We start from the raw sequence: 17024 nt of genomic DNA, 5'->3' as shown, positions 1-17024 counted from the left end.
CGCAAGCGCCGGTCGAGGCAATGCGACCGGCGCTTGCCGCGGCTAGTCGAGCCGCACCTTCGCAGAGTCCGCAACCTTCTTCCATTTGGCGAGTTCGGCGCGAAGGAAGGCGTCAAACGACTCCGGCGTGCCGCCGACGATCTCGGCGCCCTGAGCCAGCAGCTTCTCCCGAATGTCCTGATATTGCAGCGCCTTGTTGAACTCAGCATTCATCTTGGTGATGATGGCCGCCGGGGTGCCCGTCGGCACCATGAAGCCGCCCCAGGATACGGCCTCATAGCCGTTAATGCCCAGTGCTTCGTCTACCGTGGGAACATCCGGCAAGGACGGGAGGCGCTTCTTGCTGGTGACCGCAAGCGCGCGTAGCTTGCCGCTTTTGACCTGCGGCATGCCGGCCAGGGCCGTCGGCAGCGCGACATGGATCTGCCCGCCCAGCACATCGGTCAAGGAGGGTGCGTCGCCCTTGTAAGGGACATGCGCCATCTTGACGCCCGCCATGGTATTGAGCAGCTCGCCCGCGAGGTGGTTGCTCGCCCCGTTGCCTGCCGAGCCGAAGGTGATCTCGCCAGGCTTATCCTTGGCCATGGCGATCAGTTGCCTCAGATCCTTGATGGGGGAGTTCGCCGCCGTGACAATGACCAGCGGAACGCTAGTCGCCAGGATCACGGGCGCGAAATCCTTGACCGAGTCATAAGGCAATTTCGAATAGACCGCAGGATTGATCGCATTCGGACCAAGGTTGGCCATCAGCACCGTATATCCGTCCGCGGCCGATTTCGCCACGAGTTCGTTGGCAATGATGCCGTTGGCCCCCGGCCGATTCTCGATGACGACCGATTCTCCCCAGGCCTGGCTAAGCTTTGTGCTCAGCAGCCTGGCGGTGACATCCGAAGCGCCGCCGGGCGGATAGGGCAGGACCACGCGGACCGGCTGGACGGGCCAGTCCTTGGCCGCCGCGTGCTGCCACGCGGAGATCGCTGCCAGGCAAAGCAGGGCGGCGGACGCTTGTCGTAGATATCGATGCATGATGGGGTCTCCTGTCTCCTGATGCGATCCTGCTTCGGGACCGCGCTTGTGCTACCTGCGGTTCAAATCGTTCCTCCCTTGCGCAATCCCGAGATCCGGTCCGCGGACCAGCCGAGGTCGCGGCTCAGGATGTCGTCCGTATGCTCGCCGAGCACTGGCGGGGCACGCCGATACTCGACAGTGGAGCGGGAGAACTTGATTGGGTTGGCGATCTGCGGCGCGATCGCTCCGCTTCCATGGGGAAGCGAGAACACCATGCCGCGCGACCGCACTTGCGGATCCGACAAGGCCTGCGGAATCGTATGGATTGGTCCGCACGGCACGCCGGCGGCTTCCAGTCCGACCAGCCAGGTTGCCGTGTCGCGGCCACGGAATCGGTCCGCCAGCAAGAACACCAGGCTCTCGCGGTGCTTCAGGCGCGCGGCGTTGGTCGCGTAGCGTTCGTCGCGTGCCAGTTCGCCCTGGTCCAGTGCGCCGCACAGCGCGCCGAACTGCCGGTCGTTGCCGACGGCAACGATCAGCGCGCCATCGCTGGTCGCGAACGATTGGTAGGGCGCGAGGTTCGGATGGGCGTTACCCCAACGTCGTGGCTCGGAACCCGCTACCAGGTAGTTGGAAGCCTGGTTCGCAAGCCACGCGACCTGCGTGTCGAGCAGGCTCATGTCGATGTACTGGCCGCGTGCGCTCTCGACCCGTTCGAACAAGGCGCTGACGATGGCCACCGATGCGTACATCCCTGTCATCAGGTCCGAGATAGGTACGCCGCATTTCTGCGGCCCTCCGCCGGGGAGGTCGTCGCACTCGCCGGTGATGCTCATGAGCCCGCCCATGGCCTGTACAACGAAGTCGTAGCCGGCCCGGTGACTGTAGGGCCCGGTCTGCCCGAAGCCGGTGATCGAACAGTACACCAGGCGTGGATTGAGCTCCGCCAGCGTGTCGTAGTCCAGGCCATAGCGCCGCATGTCGCCGCATTTATAGTTCTCGACGAAGACGTCGGCCGTCTTCGCCAGTTCGCGAAGCACGGCCTGTCCCTCCTCGCTGCTGACGTCCACGGTGATCGAGCGCTTGCCACGATTGGCGCAAAGAAAATAGGCCGACTCAGCCGTCAGGGTGCCGTCTTCCCGGGCAAGGAAGGGCGGCCCCCAGGCGCGCGTATCGTCCCCGCTGCCGGGCCGCTCCACCTTGATCACGTCGGCACCGAGGTCCGACAGCAACTGGGTGCTCCACGGTCCCGCAAGGATGCGGCTCAGGTCGAGCACCCGGATGCCTTCCAAAGGTCCTGCCATGGTCTTGCCTCCTGTGAATGCCCGAGCTTCAGCTCGGGTCGAACAGCACGCCGGGATTCAGGATCTGCTTCGGGTCGAACGCTTTCTTTGCCGCCTTCAGCGCGGTGCAGAACAGCTCGGGCCGCTCCTTGTCATACCAGGGACGATGGTCCCGTCCGAGCGCGTGGTGGTGGGTGACGGTGCCGCCGGCGTCCACCATGGCCTGTTCCGCCACCCGCTTGATTGCCATGTACTGCTCGGGAATGCGGGCCTTGTCCCCATAGGCAAACCAGGTGAAGTAAGGCGCAGGGCCGTCCGGATACAGGTGGGTGAAGCGGCAGGTCACGGAGCCCGGGCGGCCCGTCACTTCGTGGATGATGCGATGAGTCTCGGCCTTGACGTGCTGGTGAAGTGCGGCGAAGCGGTCCCACGTGACGGCTGTTTCCATGGTCTCGCGCATGACGCCGCGTGCAATGGCGTACTCGCGCAGATAAGGTCCGCGCAAAAACTTGTTGCGCCAGCTTGCCGTGGCCGAATCGGCACCTTCCTCCTTGGTTGCCGCAGCGGTATCCCACTCGCCGGCGCATGCTGCGCAGATCTCCAGCGCGCGCGCCATCCACGCATCGACCGGGTGATCCGCCGACTCGAAGCCCAGCACGAGGATGTCATAGGTGCCGTCGCTTGAGCCGGTGTAGGCTGCCTCCTCCCGCTCGACCAACCGCGCGTTCGCGGGGTTCAGGCCCGACTGGGACAGCAGCCGCGTCGCCTCCACGGCCTTCGCATAATCGCGGAAGCGCACCGTGGTCTGCTTGCGGAAGATTGGGCGGCGGTGCAGCTTGACCCAGGCCTCGGTAATGATGCCAAGCGCGCCCTCCGAGCCCAGAAACAGCCGGTCGGGATTGGGGCCCGAGCCCGATACTGGAAAGCGGCGCGACTCGATATTGCCCGCGGGGGTCACGACCTTTAGGCTTTCGATGTGGTCGTCGATCTGCGTGTATGCAGTGGCGAAATGCCCGGCAGCGCGGGTCGCGATCCAGCCCCCCAGCGACGAGAACTCCCATGCCTGCAGGAAAAAGCGCATGGTCAGCCCGGTCGGCTTGAGCTGGCGTTCCAGGCTCGGCCCGAGCACCCCGGCCTGGATGCGCGCGGCTTGCGAGGTCTGGTCGACTTCCAGCACCTTGTCGAAGTGTTTGAGGTCGAGCGTGAGGACGCCACGGTACCGGTCGTGCTCCGGGGGGTTCACCCCGCCGACCACGCTGGAGCCGCCGCCGTAGGGAACGACGGCGAGCTGTTGGCGGCCGCACCAGTCGAAGAGATCGACGATCTCCTGTTCGGTCTTGGGATACGCGACGACGTCTGGCGGATTCGGGAACTCCTTCCGAATGGCCCGCGCCACGTCCACCGTACCGGCGCCATAGGTGTGATAAAGGCGGTCGTAGTGGTCGGTCGTGCAGATCTCGCGCAGCGTTGCCGGCGGCTGAACGCGCGGCGCGCGAAGCTCGATTTCGTCCGCAGTGGGAAAGGGCATGGCCTCGAAATGCTCGACACCTAGCAGGCGGCTCCACGCGGCCTCGAACTCCGAGATTTCCTCCGGCGTAACGGTGTCCCCTTCGTAGCCCCAGCCATAAAACTTCCGACGGCGTTCCTGCATGTCGATGTCTCCTTCGTGGTTTCCGTTAAATGTAATCGATTACATTCCAGTGAAAAAAATATTGCCAGGCCGCAGAGTGGATGGCAAAACTGGCAATGCAATCGATTACATCATCCTAGGTGAAGGGAGAACAATGTCAAGGACGAAAGGGGGATTTTCAGCAGAGGCGGGACGACGATGAGGGGTGGCCGGGTTTCGCAAATATGTGAGGCGTCACATATTTGCGAATCCAGGGCGTCCCTCTTAGTTTGTGTGCCACAAACTGTGGCGTCGGAATCGGCCCCGCACGCTAGCGCGCCCCATGGATTTCCAACAATGAGTGCCGGCCGACGCCAGGCGACACCGCGCGCTGGCCGAGTTGATGAATGCCGGATCGATAGGCCTCACGCGAGGAGCGAACGAAAACTGCCGACGTCAAATTCCTGGTGCGAGAAGTACTGAACACCTTGCCCTCACCATACACGGAACACGTCAACTACCGGGATGAGCTTGTAATGCTGGTGATGGAGGGGATGTCTTCGGAAAAGGCGTTCCAAATGGTTCTGAAGGCGCATATGCTGTGAGCGTTGGCGGGAAGGGAGGCAGCATTGGAAATCGATCCCCGAGCACATGCACTGACCCACCTCATTGATTATCCACCCTCGTTTACCCTGCATGCCGGCAACGAGGCGATGCTAACCTTAGCGCTGGACGCGAGCGGGATTACTGCGCCATATCGACTCAAAGCCCAACGGCAGCATGTGGGTGCGTGCGCCCCGCGTGCCGCGAATCACTCGTGGCTCGGCGGGGCGTGGTGCGGGCGCACTCGAGTGTTCGCATTGGTTAGCCATTGGGCGTCCATGAATCGTCACGCGACGTTCAGGTTGCGTAAGGCACGCACTGGCCGAGGGCTGGGGGAATAATGAGAACGAGGCTGGTGCTCTGGTTCGTCGCTGTAGCGATTCTATCGCCACGGTTGGCCCTTGCCACCGAATTCGGCAGTAAGGGCGGGCCGGAGCCCGCCAACATTGAGCAGATCGCAGCAAGGCTTCGCGAGGATCCCTATGATCTGGAGTTGCTGATCAGCTTTGGCACGTCCAAACGCGGATCGGCCGGCCATATCGCACTGGCGCTCCGTGACGATCTGGCTGGCGACGAGGTGGTGTATTCGGCCAACTTTTATGCGGACCGAGACATCAAGCACGCGAGCGGCTACTACAACGCCGATCTGATGATCGCCATACCCAAGCAGGAATATCTGTTCAAGACAATCTCCACGGTCGCCGAGACAGCATCGTTTGGGCTGGACTTCGGCGAAATCTACAAGCGCTCAGTCATCGGTGTGCGTGTCTACGGCGTGCCAGCGGCGGAAAGGGCGGCACTGGCAGCTTTTTTCCGGCGCATCAACGAAGACTATCACCAGCAGCGTAGTAACACCGAGTATCACCGAGGCCAAGTAAAGTACGACTACCTGCGCCTAAACTGCGCCAAGACCATCGGCGCCGCCTTCAGGTTTGGGGCTGGCTACCGCGACCTGGAGGTGACCAGCGCTAGAGTTCTTTCAGGACGGCGCGTGGTTGCGGCAGCCACCGCCAACGTCCCTACCGATATGGCGATGAAGCTCATCAAGGAGTGGGGCCGGCGCAAGTACAGCATGGACGTGGTGCTGTATAAAAAGTACCGGGGTTCGGCCTATGTCGACCCACAAGAGGAAGAGAAAGTGGCCTTCAAGGACTTGCCCGACCGCTTTCCCTCGGTCCTGTCGCTAGACTTCCGCCGCGACGCCGGGGCTTACCAAGACTATGACAACCTTCTGGCGATGTACCTCCTTTTCAACCTCGGCAGGTACAGCGTTCGTGTCAACGAACAGACGATGCTACTCGAAATCGAGAAATCGAAGGACCCCATGCCCTATCCCGAGGCGCTGAAGCTCGCGACCCGCGACGCCAGGGCCGACAGCGAAAACTACCGGCGCCAGGTCGAGTTCCGCCCGAGCGGCGAGAGGATCGGCGAGGCGCCGGACAACACGCACCTCTACCACTTCACCGATGATGCGGCTGGACGGACGGGGCGCTAGCTGGGGCTGGCCAGTTCCGGTGAATGCCCATCTTGTAAAGGAGTTCCTCGACGCGCAAGCGCTCCGTTCCAGATGCCCAATGAATAATTTCAATCACGAAAGTATTGGATTGTGACGAGGGACCCCGCGGACAGTCGACGGTCGTCTCTCGCAATACACTTTGCCGCGCCGCGCAGGACCATTCTGATCGGTTTATCAAAGTAGCCTGTGGGCCAGCGGCACTGTCGATATCGTGGCGGCCTCGAAGGGTTCGTTTAGAATCCGGGGCATTTACAGAAATGTGTGCAGTTCCTACCTCACCATGAGCAAGAGGCTTACCAGCATCGACATTGCCAACTTGGCAGGGGTTTCGCAAACGACCGTCTCCCGTGTGCTTCAGGATTTGCCATCGGTGAAGCCGGAGACCAAGGCGCGGGTCTTGAAGGTCATACAAGACCACGAGTATTCGCCCAGTGCGGCAGCTCGACAGATGAAGACGCGTCGCAGCGGGACGGTTGCGGTCGTCATCGCGAGCCTGTCTAACCCGTTGTACCCGATGCTGCTCCAACTGTTAGTTGAGCGGCTCGCTAGTCGGGGCTTCCGCACAACGGTCTGGGAGCTTGAAGGAAAGATGGACGAGGCAACGGTACGTGCGCTTGCCGAAAGCGCAACCGATGGCGTCATCTTTGCCGCCGCGCTGGATGAATCCAGGGAGATGCTGACCCGAGTCGCGGCCGAGAAGCCGATCATCCTGATCAATCGCTCTGTCGAAACAGACTTGTTCGACACGATCGTGAGCGACAACTATGCCGGCGGCCGGCGGGTTGCAAACTATTTCGTGTCCGCGGGCAGAAAGTGCATTGGATTGATCTCAGCCGCGTCCAGCAAGAGTTCCAAGGCAAGCACGATTCGCGAACGCGAGCGCGGCTTTATGGAAGGCCTTGGCGAATTGAGCCAGGGGAACGCATTTGTGCGGGCTGATGCCGCCGACTTTAGCTACGACAATGGCTTTCGAGCGATGCAGACACTGCTCGCAGAACGCCCTGATGTCGATGCAGTGTTTTGCACAAATGACATTGTTGCGATCGGTGTCCTGGATGCCGCCCGGCGCAGTGGCAAGCAAGTCCCGAACGACATTTGGATCGTCGGCTATGACGATATTCCCATGGCGCGGTGGGAGTGCATCAGCTTGAGCACTGTCCAGCAGCCCTTGCCAGCCATGGTTGAGCAGGTAGTAGACCGGCTCCAGCGTCGTATGACTTCGCCGGAATTGGCCCCGCACACGTTTGTGCTTCCTAATGACCTCGTATTGCGACGCACAACATCTTGAGCTTGGCAGTTTTGCGATTCTGTTTATAATGACTACGTAACCATAACGGTGGAAAGCGTGATTCGGGTCGGCGACCCGGCATCACGCATTTTTTCGGGGACAAAATGACTACGTATTCATTGGGGGCGGTGCCCGAGCCAGCTCGGTCTACATCCGTGTTTCGCACTGCAGACGTCTGCGTCGTTGGAGGTGGCGCTGCTGGGGTGGCCGCCGCCATTGCCGCGTCGCGGACGGGTGCCAAGGTACTGCTTCTGGAGCGCGAAGGCTTTTTAGGTGGCACCCTGACGTCGGTGAGCTTGGGCAGCATCTGCGGCCTCTACGCGGTCACCGATACAGAGGTACAGCAGATTGTGGGCGGGTTCTGCAACGAAGTCATCGAGCGACTGCGGTCCCTTGACGGCCTCGGTGAAACGACTCGATGGCTCGAGACGGCTTCGTTGCCTTATGATCTGTTCGCCATGAAAGTCGCTCTCGATCAACTCGTCCAGGAAGCAAAGGTCGAGGTCTTGTTTCATGCAATGGTGGTTGGTGTCGCCATGAAAGAGCGCGAACTGGACGCCGTGCTGATCGAGACCAAGGAAGGGCGACTCGCCATCCGGGCAAAGTCGTTCGTGGACTGCTCTGGCGATGCCGACCTGGTGAACTTCGCTGGCGCGCCTTGCGAAATTTCGGAAGGCGATCTTCAGTTTCCTACCACCATGGTGCGGTTCGGCGGCGTAGACACCGACTCGCTGGCCCGCTTGAGCCGTCCGGCACTTCGCGAAAGGCTTGAGCGGGCTGTCGCCGACGGCTACGACCTTCCTCGCACCGCCGGCGGCGTATTTGCCGAACGGCCAGGGCTTGCGCATCTGAACATCACGAAAGTGGCGGTTGACGGTAAATCGCCCAACCCGTTCGACCTCAGTGTCATGTCACGGGCAGAGATTGCGGGGCGGGAACAAGTCTGCACATACCTGAAGGCATTCCGAAAGTACGTGCCGGGATTCGAGTCGGCCTTCGTCATGGATACGGGCGCGGTGATCGGCATCCGTGAAAGTCGGCGTACCGTCGGAAGCTACGTCCTTACTGACAAGGATGTTCTCGAAGGAGCGCGCTTCGACGATGCCATCGGGTGCTGTGCATGGCCAATGGAGGACCACGCTGCAGGTAGGGCGACCAAATGGATTTGGTTGCCGCCTGGCACGTACTTCCAGATTCCCCTGCGTTCGCTTCTGCTGGAAGGCTTCGACAACCTGATGGTGGCTGGCCGTTGTGCATCGGCCACTCATGGCGCGCAGGCCTCGATCAGAGTAACCGCGCAATGCTTCGCTATGGGCGAAGCGGCCGGGCTTACCGCTGCAACGGCAGCGGCACGCGGCATTAGCGTTCACCATGTTCCGGCGTCCGATATCCAGCAGGTACTGGAAAACAATGGTGCCTTCCTTGGAGCCTTGCAATGAATTCCCCGAAATACCGTAGCAATTTCGCCCCGGGTACGACCCGTTGGGCTCTGCGCAAGGCCCAATGGCAAGCCCTGGGACTGAGCGATGCCGACCTGGACAAGCCGAAGATTGCCGTGGTCAACACCTCGTCGGAGCTGTCGAGCTGCTTCAGTCACCTCGATGGCGTATCCGCCCACGTGAAGGCGGCGATCCGCGCAGCGGGGGGCGTACCCTTCGAGGTCCGCACCGCCGCCCCGAGCGACTTCATTACCAGCGCAGGCAAGCAGGGCCGCTACATCCTCCCGTCCCGCGACCTCATCGTGAACGACATCGAGGTGCAAGTCGAGGGCGCACAACTCGATGGCATGGTCTGCCTGGCTTCCTGCGACAAGACGACGCCCGGACAAATGATGGCCGCTGCGCGGCTAAACATTCCGACACTGGTGGTGATTTGCGGCTATCAGGCCAGTGGTCAGTACAAGGGCGAGCATGTGGACATCGAAGATGTCTTCGAGAAGGTCGGCATGCACGTGACTGGTCAACTCTCCTTCGAAGACCTGGACGGCATGTGCAAGCGCGCCGTGCGCAGCCCCGGTGTGTGCGCTGGTCTTGGGACTGCGAACTCCATGCACATCGTCTGCGAGGCATTGGGTCTGACGCTGCCAGGCGCCAGTCCGGTCCTGGCCAACTCTCCTGCGATGGTCGACCAGGCCCGGGCAGCCGGCGCACGCATTGTCGAGATGGTCAATGAAGGTCTGACGCCCCGCAGCATTCTGACGCCGGCGGCCTTCCGAAACGCCGTGCGCGTCGCATTGGCACTGTCGACGTCGATCAACGTGCTTCGTCACCTGCAAGGTGTTGCGGAGGAAGCCGGAACGGATGTGGATCTCTACGATCTCTTTGACCGGCTTGGCCGCGAGGTGCCGTTGCTTGCGACCGTCAAGCCCAACGGTCCGCACCGTACGGAGGAGCTTGAAGCGGCGGGTGGCACCCTTGCGACGATCAAACGTCTGGCGTCCATGATCGAGCAGGAGTGCTTGACGGTCTCCGGCAAGACGTGGAAGGCAATTCTCGACGAATACGAGGCGCCATCGCCGTCGATCCTGCGCACGTTGGACAACCCCATCTCTACGAAGCCGTCGCTGGTCATCCTGAAAGGATCGCTTGCACCGGAGGGTAGCATTCTCAAGCTCGGCAATGCCGGCGAGAAGGCGGAAAGCTTCCGTGGCAAAGCGATGGTGTTTCACTCTCAGGAGGAAGCTATCGCGGCGTTGGCGGATGGACGTATCACGGAGGGGACCGTAGCGTGCCTGCGTGGTATGGGGCCGATTGGCGGTCCAGGCGTGGCCTTGGCGTCGTCATTCGTTGCTGCCGTCGAAGGCGCGGGCTTCAACGGCAAGGTCGCCGTCGTGACGGATGGCCAGCTATCTGGCTTGAACCGCGGTGTCGCGGTCGGTCAGGTGTGCCCTGAAGCCGCAGCCGGTGGCCCCTTGGCTCTTGTCAAGGATGGCGACGAAATCGAGATCGACATCCCCGGACGGCAGATCAACTTGCTTGTTGACGAGAAGGAGATGGCTTCGCGTCGGGTCGACGCAGCACCAATCCAGGGTGCTACGGAGCAAGGCTGGCTGAACATCTACAGCAAGACGGTGAAGCCGCTCGCCAGGGGCGCGGTACTGATTCCCATCCATCCTCGATAAACTAGAATTGAAGGAGACATATCATGAATGCACTCATCAAAACTGCGTGGCGTGCGGCCATCGCTGCTTCGGCCTTGGCGTCAGGCATCGCCATGGCAGCCTACCCGGATAAGCCTGTGCGCATTGTTGTGCCATACCCGCCGGGTGGCGCATCCGATACGACCGCGCGTGTGCTGAGCGAAAAGCTGAAGGAAGTCACCGGTGGCACGTTTGTGGTCGAGAACCGGCCCGGCGCAAACGGAAACATCGCGGCTGAGATGGTGGCCAAGTCGCCGGCAGATGGCTATACGCTTCTGATGGCGAACGTCGGCCCGAATGCCATCAGCCAGTCGATCTACCCGCACCTCGGCTACGACGTCAACAAGAGCTTCGCCCCAATCGGGCAAACCACCACGGTGCCGATCGTCCTGGTGGCCGGACCGAAGGTCAAAGCGGCGGATATCAAGGGGCTGGTGGCAGAAGTCAAGGCCAATCCGGGGAAGTACACATTTGCCTCGGCCGGCAATGGCTCCTCCAATCACCTGGTTGGCGAGATGTTCAACTCTGGGCTGAAGCTGGACATGATGCACGTGCCCTATAAGGGCGATGGCCCAGCCATGACCGATGTGATGGCCGGGCAGGTGTCCATGATGTTCACTACGGCCGTCGCTGCGCGTCCGTTCGTGACCGGAGGCAAGCTCAAGCTCATCGCAGTGGCAAGTAAGAAGCAAGTGCCGGCGTTCCCCAATGCACCAACCATCGATGAATCCGTGCTTAAGGGATTCGACGCCTCTTCCTGGGGCGGTCTTGTTGCACCCGCCGGAACTTCGCCAGAAATCATCAAGCAACTGAGTGCTGCACTGATGAAGGTGCTTGCCATGCCGGAAGTGAAGAGCCAGTTGGCGACGCTTGGTGCCGAAGTGGTGGCAACTAAGCCTGATGAGTTTGCACGCTATATCAAGAGCGAAGCCGACAAGTGGGGCGCTGTCGCGAAGTCGGCAAACGTGGTCGCTGAATAAGCCAGCCCGGATTGTGATCGGCCCTTGAGACCTCGTCTGGTCTCAAGGGCCGATCGCGTTTGTCCGGTCGCACTGTACGGGAATTCGGCAAGCAGAGCGGAAAGAGGAAACGGCAAGCAAAAGGCCCTGCAAACATAACCTGCAGGGCCTTTTTCTGGTTCACGACTGATTCCTGGCCGGTCAAGGGATCTCTGACGCCGCTTCGGGCAGGCTTGCGCAGAAAGTGATCTGGTCCGACAGCTTGCACGGCACTGCAACGGTTCGCTGCCAACGTCCGCCGACAGATCGGGGATAAACAAAAAGCCCGCCGGACGTACGGCGGGATATTGAAGAATGCTCGCGGATCAGAGCGTGTCCGCTACCGTGCGGACACTTTCTCGACGCAGCAGTTACTCCAATCGGACGTTCGCATCGCGGACCACGCTTCCCCATTTCTGGATCTCGGCTTCCACGAGTGTGGCGAATTTGGTCGGGGAGCTACCCACAACCTCCACACCCTGTTCGCGGAATCGCTTCATGATTTCCGGATCGGCCAATGCCTTCGCGATTTCCTGGTTGAGTTTCTGGACGACCTCCTTTGGCGTGCCAGCGGGTGCCTGAATGCCGAACCAGACGTTTACCTCGTAGCCCGGCACCCCCGATTCAGCGACGGTCGGCACGTTTGGCAGCAGCGTGGATTGCTGCAGACCGGTGACGGCCACAGGCTTGAACTTGCCGGCTCGGATCTGGTTCATCACATTGGGCAAGTTGTCGAACAACACATCGATTTCACCGCCGAGCAGGGCGAGAACAGCCGGGCCACTGCCCTTATACGGGACGTGCGTCAGCTTGGTGCCGGTCATCTTCTCGAAGAGTTCCATCGACAGATGATTGGAGGAGCCGGATCCAGTGGAGCCGTAGTTCAGCTTGCCGGGATTCTTCTTGGCAAAATCGACGATGTCCTTGACGGTCGCAAGTCCAAGGTCGTTTCGCGCCACCAGCACGTTCTGGGTGCTGGCAGCCCAGATGACCGGAGAAAAATCCTTGGTCGCGTTGTAGGGAAGCTTCGTGCCGTACAACGCGGGAAGTGCGGCGAACGGCAGGGGCGTAATCAGCAACGTGTAGCCATCGGGCGCGGCTTTCGCAACCATCGAATTGCCGATCAATGTGTTGCCACCTGGCCGATTGTCAACGACCACCGGCTGCTTCCAGAGCTTGGTCAGCTTCTCGCCCACGGTGCGCGCGAGCGTGTCGTTGAAGCCGCCGGGGGTATATGGCACGACGATGCGAATGGGCTTGTCCGGGTACGCATCGCTCGCAGCGCCCATGGCGCCACCGAAGGCGGTGGCGCCGGCGGCGCCCGCCAGAGATGACAAAATCCATTTGCACGCGGTTCTTCTGCTAGGCATCTTTGTCTCCTTCACCATCTTTGTATGTGGTGGATCGGTGTCTGCTGAGCGTACTTGCTCAGAACTTGACGACGTAACCGGGGCCGTCGATCAACGGGTACTGCTTGAAGATTTCCTCGTCGACTTCGACGCCCAGGCCCGGTGCTTCCGGCGGGACCACGCAACCATCACTGCCGATTTCGAAGGTCTTGCCGAACATGTCCCGGAAGGGATTGAAATGCGAAACGCAGGCTTCGAAGTAGCCGGCGTTCTCGGTTGCAGCGAGGAAATGCAGCGTCGCGGCATGATTGAGGCCCGTAGCGGAGCTGTGGGCGTGGATGGGGATGCGGAAGGCCGAGGCCATGGCGGCGATGCGCATGCCTTCCGTAATGCCGCCCGTCTTGGACAGGTCGGGCTGCCAGACCTGGACTGCCCCGGCTTCCAGCAGTTGCGCAAACTCGAATCGCATGAAGTGATTCTCGCCAGCCGCGATCGGGACGACAGGGGAAATCCGGGCAGCCTCGCGATACGAAGCGAAATCATTGCAGGCGAATGGCTCTTCGAGCCAGCCCGCTTGAATTTCCGCCAGCACAGGCATAACACGGCGCACGTCGGCGATCGTGTAGGCCGTATTCGCATCGGTCAGGATGTCGATGTCATCGCCGAGCACGCGGCGCACATGGCGTACCCGCTCGATATCCGCCTTGACCGAGTCGCCGATTCGCAGTTTGACGGCCTTGTAGCCCTGTTCGATATAGGACTGGGCCTCTTCGGCCAGCGACGCCGCAGGCTGGTATCCGAGCGCGATGCCGCCGGCATAGGCCGGAATGCGTCGACGCGAGCCGCCCAGCAGCTTGTAGAGCGGCATGTTCGCCGCCTTGCCGCGGATATCCCAGAGTGCCATGTCGATGCCAGAATGCGCCAGCGCGGCGCCGGCGCCAAGACCGTGGCTGGAAAACTGCATGCGATGCACGCGCTGCCAGGTGCCGACCACGTCCGTGGCGTCCATGCCAACCAGCAGCGGCGACAGCGTGTTGTGAATAAGGCTGGTGATGGCGCCAGGACTGCGCCCGGGATGCGACTCGCCATAGCCCACGATGCCTTCGGACGTTTCAACGCGGATGATGATCGCGTCACGCTTGAGCGTACTACCCACGCCCATGGTGACCGTTTTGCCTTCGGGCAGACGATAGGACAGGGGAATTGCGGTAATGCGGGTGATCTTCATTGGATTGTCTCCTGATTGACGGCGTTGAATTCGGGGTTGACGATGTTGCGTGGTCGTTCGCCTCGCAGCAGGGCGAGCATCGTGTCGGCGGCGGCCAGCCCCATGGCCATCGAGGCGTCTTGGGTGAGGCCAGCGATATGCGGTGTCAAAAGGACGTTCTGCAGATCTCGAAGCGGGCTGTCGTCCGGGAGCGGATGTTGTTCATATACATCGAGTACGGCCCCGCCTATGGTGCCGCTGCGCAAAGCGTCGATCAGATCCGCCTGCTGGATGATTGGCCCCCGTGCCACATTGACGAGCACGGTAGTCGGACGCGCATGCGCCAAAAGCGTCTTGTTCACCATGCCTCTTGTTGCTGCGGTAAGAGGGCACGCAAGTACGATGTAATCGCTGTGGGCGAACAAAGCGGAGAGTTCCGCCGGGGCGACGTGCGGCGGGAGCCTGGATGGTTTCGACGTATGCGCAAGCAGCTTCATGCCGAAGCCCGCGCCTGCGATCTCCGCGACCCGGCGCCCGATGGCACCGAAGCCAATGATTCCCAGGGTGGAGCCGCGAAGTTCCCTGGATTGCTCTGCCGCGAGCATGCGGCGGTTCCAGTCGCCGTCACGCACGGCATTGTCGAAGGTTGCCAGCCGTCTGGTCATTGCGAGCATGGCAGACACCGCAAATTCGGCAACGGCGTTCGAGTTCGTGTCCGGCGTATTGGCCACTGGGATGCCGTGAGCCGTTGCGCGGTCTACCGGAATGAAATCCACGCCAACACCATGACGAACGACGGCGCGAAGACGATGCTCGCGCTCGAACAGATCGCCAGGGAGCTGTCGCCGTACGATCAGACCGTCAACCTGCGCAATGCGATCTCGAAGGGCTTTATCACTAGCCGCGCCGATCAGTCCTGGCGGCAATAACTCGACGTCAGCGTTAGCCGCCAGTCGAGCATGCGCCTCCGGGACGATGGCATCAGTCAGCAGCACAAGCGGGCGACTCGCTACCCTGGAGGCTTGTGTCATGCGAGAACCGCCCTGGCGATTTCGGCGCCCATTTCCTGTGTACTGGCCCTTCCACCCAGGTCAGGCGTTAGTACGCGATCGGGATGCGTAAGGACAGCTTCGATGGCCTTCATGATCGCGGCCGCTGCCTCAGGCTGTCCGAGGTGTTCCAGCATCATGGCCCCAGACCAGATCTGACCGATGGGATTCGCAATGCCTTGTCCGGCGATGTCCGGGGCTGAGCCATGCACCGGTTCAAACATCGACGGGTATTTCCGCTCCGGGTTGATGTTTGCGCTCGGCGCCACTGCAATCGTTCCCGTGATACCGGGGCCGAGATCGGAGAGGATGTCGCCGAACAGGTTCGATCCAACCACGACGTCGAAGCGCTCCGGGGACATCGCAAACCGCGCTGCCAGGATATCGATGTGGTACTGGTCGGTGCGGATGTCGGGATAGTCGGCACCCACTGCGGCAAACCGCTCGTCCCAGAATGGCATGGAATGGAAGATGCCATTGGACTTGGTCGCCGATGTCACGTGATTCCGTCCTAGCTTCTTAGCGAGATCAAACGCATAGCGCATGATTCGATCGGTTCCGCGACGAGTGAAGATGGCCTCCTGCGTGACAAACTCATGTTCCGTGCCGGCGAACATGCGTCCGCCAACTTGCGAGTATTCGCCTTCGGTGTTCTCGCGCACGATCCAGAAGTCGATGTCGCCGGGCTCCTTGTTGGCGAGCGGGCAGGGAACACCGGGCAGAAGCCTGACCGGTCGCAGGTTCACGTACTGGTCGAATTCGCGGCGGATCGGGATGAGGAGGTTCCACAGTGATACGTGGTCCGGCACGCCGGGGAAGCCGACTGCGCCGAGAAAGATGGCGTCAGAGTCGCGTAGCCGCTCGATTCCATCGGACGGCATCATGCTTCCTTGGGCGTGGTAGCGGGCGCAGCTCCAGTCATAGGTCGTGAAGGCGAGCTTGAAGCCGAACTTAGCGCTGGCGGCTTCCAGGACCCGGATGCCTTCGGGGACCACTTCGTTGCCAATGCCATCGCCTGGAATGACGGCAATCTTGTATTGCTGGTTTGTGATCATGGTGTCGGTTTCCGGGGACGATCAGCGAACGGATGCCGGCTCGGCCAGCAGTGCGACAAGCTCCGGCACGGTGCCATGGGACCGTTGGTCATAGGCGCCGGCATAGGTTTCGCGGATCGCTGAGGCAGTCGCGTGACTGGCGCCCACTTCGCTCGCCATGGTGTCGTAGTAGGTCATGTCCTTCAGCGCGTTGGAGATGGTGAAGCGGAACCCGGAGCTGTCGCCCCGCTCAATGAAGGGACGCAGGCGTTCCAGGATGACACCGGCACCGCCGCCCTTGGCCAGCACATCCACAAGGACCTCGGGACTGACATCAGCGCGTGCTGCACAGGCGGCAGCCTCCGCCAGGACTGCGGAGAAACCCAGAGACACGAAGTTGTGCAACAGCTTGAGCCGGTGTCCGGAACCGACAGGCCCGGCGAAGGTGATGTTTTCGGCGAAGCTCTGCAGCAGTGGCAGGCATTCTTGGCAGAGCGACTCGTCGCCGCCGACGATCAGGTTCAGGCGCCCCTCGGCCGCTTCTTTGGGCGTACGCGTCATTGGCGCGTCCATGAACCTGCCACCGGCTTTTTGCACGGCGGCGGCGATGCGCTCGGTCGAAGAGGGGATCGCCGTCGAGCAATCGATGACCACGGTACCGGGCCGCAGGGCGCTGAGGAGGCCTTGGGCGCTGAAAAGCACATCCTCGACCTCGGGGGATCCGGTAACGCAGAGAATGACGATGTCGACCTGGCCGGCGAGCTCCGAGATAGCCGGTACGGTTTTCGCCCCCGCCTTCAGCAGTGCGTCGAGTGGCTGATTACCTGGATGTTCGAGGACCACCAAGGGATAACCATGCTTTGCCACATTCGTCGCGATGCCATGGCCCATCATGCCAATGCCAATCATGCCCACTGTTTTCTTCATGATTCTGTCTCCTG

At 61.3% G+C, this 17024-nt stretch carries 13 protein-coding genes; 5 read left to right on the top strand and 8 right to left on the bottom strand.

Annotated features, from left to right (window positions below; all coding sequences use genetic code 11):
* Positions 1 to 42: 42 nt before the first annotated feature.
* The 3 genes from IPF36_RS14415 to IPF36_RS14405 form a co-directional block, all read right to left on the bottom strand.
* The gene (locus IPF36_RS14415) at positions 43 to 1026 is read right to left on the bottom strand and encodes a tripartite tricarboxylate transporter substrate binding protein (RefSeq protein WP_195428394.1); all 984 of its coding nucleotides are present in this window, start codon (positions 1024 to 1026) and stop codon (positions 43 to 45) included.
* A 62-nt stretch (positions 1027 to 1088) separates the two neighbouring features.
* Positions 1089 to 2312 carry a CaiB/BaiF CoA-transferase family protein gene (locus tag IPF36_RS14410; RefSeq protein ID WP_133093143.1) on the bottom strand — a complete coding sequence of 408 codons (1224 nt, stop codon included), beginning with the start codon at positions 2310 to 2312 and terminating at the stop codon, positions 1089 to 1091.
* A gap of 28 nt (positions 2313 to 2340) precedes the next feature.
* Positions 2341 to 3942 (bottom strand): FAD-binding oxidoreductase, encoded by a 1602-nt coding sequence (locus tag IPF36_RS14405; RefSeq protein WP_133093142.1) that lies wholly within the window; start codon positions 3940 to 3942, stop codon positions 2341 to 2343.
* A gap of 916 nt (positions 3943 to 4858) precedes the next feature.
* Here IPF36_RS14405 and IPF36_RS14400 point away from each other — a divergent pair.
* The 5 genes from IPF36_RS14400 (at position 4859) to IPF36_RS14380 (ending at position 11426) form a co-directional block, all read left to right on the top strand.
* Positions 4859 to 5998: a hypothetical protein gene (locus IPF36_RS14400; RefSeq protein WP_243736794.1), complete on the top strand. Its 1140-nt coding sequence runs from the start codon at positions 4859 to 4861 to the stop codon at positions 5996 to 5998.
* 301 nt (positions 5999 to 6299) lie between these two features.
* Positions 6300 to 7307, top strand: a complete 1008-nt coding sequence (locus IPF36_RS14395; protein ID WP_133093140.1) for a LacI family DNA-binding transcriptional regulator — start codon at positions 6300 to 6302, stop codon at positions 7305 to 7307.
* Between the two features lie 104 nt (positions 7308 to 7411).
* The gene (locus IPF36_RS14390) at positions 7412 to 8746 is read left to right on the top strand and encodes an FAD-dependent oxidoreductase (protein ID WP_195428392.1); all 1335 of its coding nucleotides are present in this window, start codon (positions 7412 to 7414) and stop codon (positions 8744 to 8746) included.
* Positions 8743 to 10428: a dihydroxy-acid dehydratase gene (locus IPF36_RS14385; protein WP_195428390.1), complete on the top strand. Its 1686-nt coding sequence runs from the start codon at positions 8743 to 8745 to the stop codon at positions 10426 to 10428. The genes IPF36_RS14390 and IPF36_RS14385 overlap by 4 nt, the downstream gene beginning before the upstream one ends.
* A gap of 23 nt (positions 10429 to 10451) precedes the next feature.
* Complete coding sequence (locus IPF36_RS14380) at positions 10452 to 11426, top strand: tripartite tricarboxylate transporter substrate binding protein (RefSeq protein WP_133093137.1); 975 nt, start codon at positions 10452 to 10454, stop codon at positions 11424 to 11426.
* A gap of 389 nt (positions 11427 to 11815) precedes the next feature.
* On the opposite strand, the gene IPF36_RS14375 is transcribed toward IPF36_RS14380, so the two are convergent.
* Genes IPF36_RS14375 through IPF36_RS14355 form a run of 5 tightly spaced genes read right to left on the bottom strand, consistent with a single transcriptional unit; the run spans position 11816 to position 17010 of the window.
* Positions 11816 to 12814, bottom strand: coding sequence for a tripartite tricarboxylate transporter substrate binding protein (locus IPF36_RS14375; RefSeq protein WP_243736793.1), 999 nt, complete (start codon positions 12812 to 12814; stop codon positions 11816 to 11818).
* A 58-nt stretch (positions 12815 to 12872) separates the two neighbouring features.
* Positions 12873 to 14021 carry a mandelate racemase/muconate lactonizing enzyme family protein gene (locus tag IPF36_RS14370; RefSeq protein WP_133093135.1) on the bottom strand — a complete coding sequence of 383 codons (1149 nt, stop codon included), beginning with the start codon at positions 14019 to 14021 and terminating at the stop codon, positions 12873 to 12875.
* Positions 14018 to 15031 carry a hydroxyacid dehydrogenase gene (locus IPF36_RS14365; RefSeq protein WP_195428388.1) on the bottom strand — a complete coding sequence of 338 codons (1014 nt, stop codon included), beginning with the start codon at positions 15029 to 15031 and terminating at the stop codon, positions 14018 to 14020. Before IPF36_RS14365 ends, IPF36_RS14370 begins: the two co-directional genes overlap by 4 nt.
* Positions 15028 to 16104, bottom strand: a complete 1077-nt coding sequence (locus tag IPF36_RS14360; RefSeq protein ID WP_133093133.1) for a tartrate dehydrogenase — start codon at positions 16102 to 16104, stop codon at positions 15028 to 15030. The genes IPF36_RS14365 and IPF36_RS14360 overlap by 4 nt, the downstream gene beginning before the upstream one ends.
* A gap of 21 nt (positions 16105 to 16125) precedes the next feature.
* Positions 16126 to 17010 carry an NAD(P)-dependent oxidoreductase gene (locus tag IPF36_RS14355; RefSeq protein ID WP_195428386.1) on the bottom strand — a complete coding sequence of 295 codons (885 nt, stop codon included), beginning with the start codon at positions 17008 to 17010 and terminating at the stop codon, positions 16126 to 16128.
* Positions 17011 to 17024: the final 14 nt, after the last annotated feature.

It is taken from the genome of Cupriavidus sp. IK-TO18 (assembly GCF_015549295.1).
Classification (GTDB): domain Bacteria; phylum Pseudomonadota; class Gammaproteobacteria; order Burkholderiales; family Burkholderiaceae; genus Cupriavidus; species Cupriavidus oxalaticus_A.
The sequence above is the reverse complement of the archived record's forward strand: the minus strand, read 5'-3'. Positions and strand labels throughout refer to the sequence as shown.

Bases quoted from the DNA above. Each gene is read 5' to 3' on its own strand.
- IPF36_RS14385 (WP_195428390.1), top strand. From the start codon at position 8,743: ATGAATTCCCCGAAATACCGTAGCAATTTCGCCCCGGGTACGACCCGT.
- IPF36_RS14360 (WP_133093133.1), bottom strand. From the start codon at position 16,104: ATGATCACAAACCAGCAATACAAGATTGCCGTCATTCCAGGCGATGGC.
- IPF36_RS14395 (WP_133093140.1), top strand. From the start codon at position 6,300: ATGAGCAAGAGGCTTACCAGCATCGACATTGCCAACTTGGCAGGGGTT.
- IPF36_RS14380 (WP_133093137.1), top strand. From the start codon at position 10,452: ATGAATGCACTCATCAAAACTGCGTGGCGTGCGGCCATCGCTGCTTCG.
- IPF36_RS14410 (WP_133093143.1), bottom strand. From the start codon at position 2,312: ATGGCAGGACCTTTGGAAGGCATCCGGGTGCTCGACCTGAGCCGCATC.
- IPF36_RS14415 (WP_195428394.1), bottom strand. From the start codon at position 1,026: ATGCATCGATATCTACGACAAGCGTCCGCCGCCCTGCTTTGCCTGGCA.
- IPF36_RS14365 (WP_195428388.1), bottom strand. From the start codon at position 15,031: ATGACACAAGCCTCCAGGGTAGCGAGTCGCCCGCTTGTGCTGCTGACT.
- IPF36_RS14405 (WP_133093142.1), bottom strand. From the start codon at position 3,942: ATGCAGGAACGCCGTCGGAAGTTTTATGGCTGGGGCTACGAAGGGGAC.
- IPF36_RS14370 (WP_133093135.1), bottom strand. From the start codon at position 14,021: ATGAAGATCACCCGCATTACCGCAATTCCCCTGTCCTATCGTCTGCCC.
- IPF36_RS14375 (WP_243736793.1), bottom strand. From the start codon at position 12,814: ATGCCTAGCAGAAGAACCGCGTGCAAATGGATTTTGTCATCTCTGGCG.
- IPF36_RS14390 (WP_195428392.1), top strand. From the start codon at position 7,412: ATGACTACGTATTCATTGGGGGCGGTGCCCGAGCCAGCTCGGTCTACA.
- IPF36_RS14355 (WP_195428386.1), bottom strand. From the start codon at position 17,010: ATGAAGAAAACAGTGGGCATGATTGGCATTGGCATGATGGGCCATGGC.